The sequence below is a fragment of the Kaarinaea lacus genome (assembly GCF_975902315.1).
This window is the reverse complement of record NZ_CDLKIE010000512.1, coordinates 1-7,002: the sequence shown is the minus strand read 5'-3', so window position 1 is coordinate 7,002 and position 7,002 is coordinate 1. Positions and strand designations below refer to the sequence as shown.

The window sequence follows — 7,002 nt, the reverse complement described above, 5'->3', positions numbered from 1 at the left end:
TAGATAATGCAACGCTACAAAATATTTCATCGGACTTATTACAGTTTTTCCGATACAGTAACACTTGAACCTCACACACTGCTCCTACGGCCGAGAGAAGGCCATGAGCTGCGTATTGAATCCTCTAGCCTTACACTGACGCCTCCTGCCACATTACGTTGGCACCGTGATGTGGAAGACAACTGCGTTGCGATTGCGAGCTTCGATTCACCCGCCAATCAGTTGGTGATCGAAAGCGAAGTTATTATTCAGCAATTCAACGATGCCCCCCTTGATTTTCTGGTAGTCGACTACGCGACAAACTACCCGTTTGCTTATACGCCCGAAGACTGGATTGTGCTGGCGCCCTATGTGAACGCGGCGGAACCCACAGCCGGCAGCCAATTGACTGACTGGATCACAAATGTGTGGTCAGGCGAAAGCATACAAACATACGCCTTATTGCAGCGGCTTTGCGTCCATATCCATCAAACGCTGTTGTATCAGCTGCGCGAAGAACCGGGTGTTCAATCCGCGGCCGAAACACTGTCTCGTGGTAGCGGTTCCTGCCGAGACTTCGCGAATCTGTTCATGGAAGCTGCACGTCGCCTGGGCCTTGCTTCGCGTTTTGTAAGCGGCTACCTTCATGCGCCACCCTCAACAGTCAATTACGGTGCGACCCATGCCTGGGCCGAAGTGTACCTGCCAGGTGCAGGCTGGAAGGGATTTGATCCTACCATAGGTGAAATTGCAGGAATTAATCACATTGCGGTGGCAGTGGCGAGGTTGCCCGAATCCGTACCGCCAATAGCCGGCTCTTTTGTGGGAATTCCGGGAGCAAATCTTGATGTGGGTGTGTGGGTGACAGAGTTGTAGTGAAAGCTGCGTCGGCCTCATCGTGGCTTTACTTTCTCTTGTGTTGATGTACTCATTCAGTTTAGTTTTCAATAGCTCCAATCACCTTTATTTGCTAATTCAGGATACGGTTAATAGATCCATCCCCAAAAGCACTCGATTAGTCGACAGTCGAGTAGTGTAATATTACAAATTAAACGCCTGTTTTGTGGCGGTGTTACGATTTTTACGAGTGCTTTATGCTATACTTTGAAAGTAATCTACCGGCATTTCGCTTGCCTTTCAACAGGGCTCCCTCTGGTCCCCCAAAGGACGGACCATTTCCCCTTCATTTTGAATGTATTGTGAATTATGTAACCTTCGTCTCTGGTAACTTTTGATCCAGGAAACTCGTAACGCAATAGAATTATCCAGCGTTGGGCAGGATCAGTGGCTGGTTTTTGCGAGGTTCTTACACAGTTCTTACTTGCACGATTCTTACAAAAAATTTCATCCATTATCAGGAGAAGGTGTCATGGCTAAGCAACAAAAAGGTAATAAAGAGTCGAAAAAGAAGCCGCTTTTAAGTCCAAAGGAAAAGAAAGCGGCGAAGGTAGCCAGAAAGGCTACTATCAAAGGCAATAAAGGTCTTTTGGAGTAATTTCAATGTTGTTAAGTTTTTTCAATCCTAGCCGTTGTTACGATGTGAACAGGAGTCGCGTTCAATTTTGGGGCTATGACAGTGCCTTCGAAATATCATTCTTTGTGGAAGCTGATGCGTTGAAGCAGCTCTGTCCCAATGTAGTTAACGTTGAGTCGGAGTATCTATTTGTGTTTGATACAGAACGCAGTCGTATCATCGAAGTTGCGGAGAAAATCTACAAAAGTGGCGATAGACGCCGGTTTACGCATATTTTGAGCGCGAAAGATTTTGATGATTGCTAGCTTGGAGTGCAGTCTATTTCTGTAACAGTTGTTCGAGGTAAATAATAATGAGTAAAGATGATAAAGTATTGATGGCGCAATACGGAATAACCGCCGAAACAGTTACGATCTATAGTTACAAGGAACACCGTTACGATAAACTGCAAGACGCAGTCAACTTCGCCAGGCTAGACACCAAACCCGTCGAAAAGAAATAACCGCATTAGCTAGTTGAAATCAGGTCAGGGCTACGCCTGTTTGTAATAGCGTTGATAGCTTCCTCCCGATCTTTAATTGGAATTGTTTCGGATTTCAATATTTGAAAAGGTTCATGGCCTTTGCCCGCCAGGATGACGATGTCATTCTGCTTAGCGTGTTTGATGATATATTGAATCGCTTTTTTTCTGTCTTGAATGACAATATAGTCACTAAATTTTTTCATGAGCTGATTGAATCCTTGCAGGATGTCTTCGATGATTCCCCATGTATATTCTGAGCATGGGTTGTCATCTGTAATGACAACAAAGTCAGCTATCTTGCTGGCAATTTCACCCATTTTAGCTCGGATCTCACGATTCCGGTTTCCACTGCAGCCAAAGAGTAATAGTAAACGTCCTTCTCGTTCGAGTGCGATAGTCTTGAGCGTAGTCAGGGTGTTCTCAAGTGCATCCGGTGTTTGAGCGCAATAGACTAACACCTGATACGGTTGCCCGATGTCGATATTTTCCATGAGTGTCCGCGGTGTCGTACCCAGGGTATCTCGTTTTTTGGTAAGATCAAGATCGGTCGATTTCGATAAGAGTCTGATAGTTTCCAGTGGGGGACGCATTGTAATTTCCTGGTAAAAACAATCGGGAAGTGGCACCAGATGTAACGTTATTCGAACGTTATTCAGAGTGGTGGCTTTAATAGAGATGTGAAAAAATACAATTTTACAAGACGAAAATTTTCAGGAAATATCGTAGTGTTAATCGTATTGAATATAATACCTTACATTCTATAGCAACAGGTTACACTAGTTGTTCAGACAGTCAAGTTATATATATACATACACATGGCGATAAGTCGATAACGACTGAGCTACAAAAGATAACAAACACAAGTAGTTACCAATCCTGTATTTCTAAGGTAGGTATTCGCCAAGGTCGGTATTGGGCGACCAGGCGTTCACTTTCTATTTTTTATTTATACCTGTCATTTTGCCGAATGTGGCCGATATATACATCATACTGATCATTTATATGATAATCTCTGGTCTTCCACGTAAACGATCATACTGAATTCGGTTAACTATACGTGACCGAAAGACATGATCGAAAGTTTACCCGGATATCAACAACTAGCCGATCGTAACAAATCCCTAGTTTTCACTACCTTATTTTTACCACCTTGTTTTTACAATATTAGAATAGCGAGCAGGCTGGTTTTTCTTTTTGAATCTTGCCACTTGTCATAAGCCCCTGATTACAACTCAGGAGTTTTTTTACCTTTTTATTCAATCTTAAGCAAAGATTGCACCTGGGAAATTCAATGCAAATAGAAATTATTACGACTCCCAATGAATCATTAAAAGAAAGCGGCTTTGGAACACGCCTGGCGTGCAACAGTGTCTTAAGTGCCATTCAGGCAATGGGCCACGATGCCCGCCTGAGTGTCTGCCGTACAAAATCTGAATTAGATGATGTCGTTAAAAGAAAGCCGGATCTCGTTATGCTGGCGGTAAAGTACGTCCCTGTTGCGCATGAAGATGACATTTGGCTATCGGACTATTTCGCCGATAATGAGATTAACTTCACCGGCTCATCGAAAGAAGTGCTGGAATTTGATTCCAACAAGGTACTCGCCAAAACGCATCTGGCCAACAAAGGCATTAAAACGGCCAATTATTTTATTGCCATCCCTGACCAGTTTGAAAACGAAAATGAATTGCCTTTTCCATTCCCGCTGTTTCTAAAACCACTGGATGCAGCCAATGGAAATGGCATTGACGATTTATCCTTCGTGACTGACTTTACACAGTACAAAAATAAAATAGCGTCGCTATACGAAACATTTAGTCAGCCAGTATTGGTCGAAGAATATCTCGATGGTCGGGAATTTACTGTTGCGGTCTTCAAAACACGGGATGAAACCCTAATCGTGTCTGCCGTTGAAGTGATACCACCAGCGTCCACCAACGGACTCAGAATCCTGGGCGCGCAGGCTAAAAAAGATGATTCAGAAGAACTTATCAAAATAATCGATGAAGACGTCAAAAGTCGAGTGATTGCATTGGCCATTGATGCCTTTAATTCCCTCGGCGTCAGGGACTTTGGGCGCATTGATATTAAAACCAATAACAATGGTGACTGTTTCTTCATGGAAGCCAACCTGGTTCCCGGCATGACCTTTGGTTCCAGCTATTTTCCACAAGCCTGTGAAATTGCACACCAATTCAATTACCATAAAGTGATTGAACTGTTGTTAGCTGGAGGTCTGGCAAGAGCTACGTTGAATGCATCCTCGCAAGATTCCCCTGATCAAAACCTGGATGACGCCGTGGTAACAGGTATTCAGTGAACCCATGTTCGGTTTTTGTCGCCCAATATCTAAATACCTACAGGTCAATATCAAACCACAAGGAAACATCACCACGTGTCTTATGAGTTACTAGTCGAAGTTACACGCAATGAAACTGTGGAAAGCCGGCACTTCGGAGCCGCTGTCGTGTGTGACTACAAAGGGAACATTGTCGAAAGCTGGGGTGATATTGATAACCTGGTATTTCCTCGATCAACACTTAAACCCATGCTGGCCATTCAGCTGGTTGAAACCGGCGCCAGCGATGACTACGCATTGAATGATTCTGAGTTATCTCTTGCCTGCTCATCGCATCAAGGCGAACCCATGCACCAAAAGCTGGTAGCATCCTGGTTGTATCGATTGGGTTTAACGGAAGACCATCTGGCCTGTGGCGCGGTGTTACCGGAACACACGGAAAGTGCGCACAAGTTACTGGCGTCCGGACAGCAAGGCTGTCGTCTTCATCACAATTGTTCTGGTAAACATACCGGTTTTTTAACCACGGCATTGCACCTGAAGTTACCCATCGAAAACTATCACGTTATCGACCACCCATTACAGCAATTGTCTCTCGACATACTTTCCGACCTGGCGGGTATTGACCTTAAAAAATATCCAATAGGCATTGATGGTTGTGGATTGCCGGCACCCACCATGCCGCTTCGGCAGCTTGGCTATGCTACGGCTCGCTTTGCGAATCCAGAGGACTTATCGGGCACACGTGCGCAAGCAATTTATCGACTTCACACGGCGATTAAAAACGAACCTGTCTATATTGCCGGTCATGGCACCATGGTCAGTGAACTCAATGAAGTCACTCAGGGCAAAGTACTGGCGAAAACCGGTGCCGAAGGTATGCTTACCGCTGCCATTCCCGATAAAGGCCTGGGGATCGCGTTGAAAATTGCCGATGGCGGTAACCGGGCGCGATCCGTCGTGCTATTAGCAATTCTTGATCAGCTGGGAATTTTAACAGCTGAAGAAAAAGACCAACTTAAGGAGCATGTTGCACCGACCATAGAGAATTCACGAGGTGTTACTGTCGGCGGAATTCGGCCAGCACCGAGCTGGTTGTCACAGCTAAAGTCTTAAAATATGGTATTTGCAAAGTAATTTTCTCCAACATTATATGAGGTAACTAAAATGGCAACAGGAACCGTAAAATGGTTTAACGACTCTAAAGGCTTTGGCTTTATTACACCTGACGATGGTAGCAAAGATGTATTTGCACATTTCTCTGCAATTGCTAGTGAGGGATTCCGATCTCTAGCCGAAGGTCAACAAGTAACTTATGATGTCGAAGATGGACCAAAAGGTCCTCAGGCGGCAAACATCAGAGCCTAATAGTTCTCAAGTTTAAGTTTGATGTTTTAACTTAAACCCCGCGATAATTCGCGGGGTTTTTGTTTTTGGGACAACCACAATAAAAGATACAATTAATAATGGGGTAGAGTGAACCTTTCCCAGTTTAATAATTATGACTGTCCGCTGTAGTCACACAACCGCCGTATAATTGAATTTCCTCAACTTCCGCTTCCGTTAAGTGCTCATTAGTGCATTATGTGATAGTGTCCATAATTTAGCCCAAACCGGAACGGTAACTCAAAGCCAACGTAGGTAGACTAAATTTGCCAACGTAACTTGGCATAAAAGAATACTTCATGTAATGTGTTCATCGATGGCCAAAGCGCAACAGATTTGTTTCTGGGAGCAGGGACAATTCAGGGACACTTGGCATCGTATAGGGTGTGATTGGACGTGAGCACCTGTGTTATAAGATGATGAATGAATTAGGGTTAGCGGAAAAAGTATTTATAAATCAAGAGGCTTAATGCGGCTTGAAAACCGTTGAACCTCGCGGTTCCCAGGGTTCGAATCTCTGCCTCTCCGCCCATATTTTTCAATAGCTTACTCAACTTCTATTAACTTCTATAATCCTTCTCCGCGTTACCCTGGGACAAATTTGGGACACTTAATTCAAACGGTTTACAAACCGTTGAAGCGTATTACTTTATAATTTTAAGTCTTTCATCTATTCGGGACATTACATTTACATGTTTATCAGTCGCCTTTGTTAAAGGTGGTCAGGTGGTATAGAGTGTGCCCAGGGGATTTACGGATTGTCTATAAAAGAGCATCACATTTATATAAACCATCGTTCACTAAAAAGTTCTGAGATCGTAATAGACTTTAGACTACCTCAAAATATGCAACAGGCTTTGTTAAACTTCTTTGCTCTTGTATTGCGACACGATGAGAACGTTTTGAAACGTCTTTCAATCTTTTGCGGCGATATGAGATTCGACCATGATGCCAACATTCTTGTTTTCAAACTAAGCGGTCTCCATCAGTTTTTCATTGATGAAATTGAATCGGACTATCATGAATTTCAGAAAATGATTTATCAGGGCAATATAAATGAGGAGCTGCTAGCTTTAGGTGGCAGAATTGAGATCCACGAATCTACGGGCAATATTCACGATAGTCTCTATAGGCTGGTTAAAATTAGTTAGTTCATCTTGCTCGCGTTTATTTACATAAACTGGCTTTTATCCAGTTTGTATCTTTTAATTTTTGAAGCCAAAGTTGTAGGTTTCATTCCCAGCATTTCTGCGGCGCCGTCAGCGCCAAAAACTTTTCCTTTTGAGTGACGGAGGGCGTTGATAATGTTTTCACGTTCCTGTGTCTGAAGCTGGTTCTTAG

9 protein-coding genes are annotated in these 7,002 nt (G+C 43.6%); 7 read left to right on the top strand and 2 right to left on the bottom strand.

The features are described from left to right. Nucleotides 1-6: 6 nt before the first annotated feature. The 4 genes from ACWVCM_RS15985 (at nucleotide 7) to ACWVCM_RS15970 (ending at nucleotide 1,955) form a co-directional block, all read left to right on the top strand. A complete protein-coding gene (locus ACWVCM_RS15985; protein WP_455202766.1) occupies nucleotides 7-855 on the top strand; it encodes a transglutaminase family protein in 849 nt (282 codons plus the stop codon). 493 nt (nucleotides 856-1,348) lie between these two features. Next, the gene (locus ACWVCM_RS15980; protein ID WP_455202765.1) at nucleotides 1,349-1,474 is read left to right on the top strand and encodes a hypothetical protein; all 126 of its coding nucleotides are present in this window, start codon (nucleotides 1,349-1,351) and stop codon (nucleotides 1,472-1,474) included. 5 nt (nucleotides 1,475-1,479) lie between these two features. Further along, on the top strand, nucleotides 1,480-1,758 hold the full coding sequence (locus tag ACWVCM_RS15975; protein WP_455202764.1) for a DUF1488 domain-containing protein: 279 nt from the start codon (nucleotides 1,480-1,482) through the stop codon (nucleotides 1,756-1,758). Nucleotides 1,759-1,805: 47 nt separating this feature from the next. Further along, nucleotides 1,806-1,955, top strand: coding sequence for a hypothetical protein (locus ACWVCM_RS15970; protein ID WP_455202763.1), 150 nt, complete (start codon nucleotides 1,806-1,808; stop codon nucleotides 1,953-1,955). Nucleotides 1,956-1,960: 5 nt separating this feature from the next. Here the strand turns inward: ACWVCM_RS15970 and ACWVCM_RS15965 are convergent, their stop codons facing one another. Then, complete coding sequence (locus tag ACWVCM_RS15965) at nucleotides 1,961-2,566, bottom strand: glutamate ligase domain-containing protein (RefSeq protein WP_455202762.1); 606 nt, start codon at nucleotides 2,564-2,566, stop codon at nucleotides 1,961-1,963. 701 nt (nucleotides 2,567-3,267) lie between these two features. Here ACWVCM_RS15965 and ACWVCM_RS15960 point away from each other — a divergent pair. From ACWVCM_RS15960 to cspE, 3 genes are all read left to right on the top strand, one after another. After that, nucleotides 3,268-4,296 carry a hypothetical protein gene (locus tag ACWVCM_RS15960; protein WP_455202761.1) on the top strand — a complete coding sequence of 343 codons (1,029 nt, stop codon included), beginning with the start codon at nucleotides 3,268-3,270 and terminating at the stop codon, nucleotides 4,294-4,296. Between the two features lie 75 nt (nucleotides 4,297-4,371). Beyond that, nucleotides 4,372-5,391, top strand: coding sequence for an asparaginase (locus tag ACWVCM_RS15955; protein WP_455202760.1), 1,020 nt, complete (start codon nucleotides 4,372-4,374; stop codon nucleotides 5,389-5,391). Between the two features lie 51 nt (nucleotides 5,392-5,442). After that, nucleotides 5,443-5,643 carry a transcription antiterminator/RNA stability regulator CspE gene (gene cspE / locus ACWVCM_RS15950; protein ID WP_455202759.1) on the top strand — a complete coding sequence of 67 codons (201 nt, stop codon included), beginning with the start codon at nucleotides 5,443-5,445 and terminating at the stop codon, nucleotides 5,641-5,643. 1,189 nt (nucleotides 5,644-6,832) lie between these two features. Here the strand turns inward: cspE and ACWVCM_RS15945 are convergent. Next, nucleotides 6,833-7,002, bottom strand: a 170-nt coding sequence (locus tag ACWVCM_RS15945; protein WP_455202767.1) for a helix-turn-helix domain-containing protein, incomplete at its 5' end; no start/stop codon positions are given.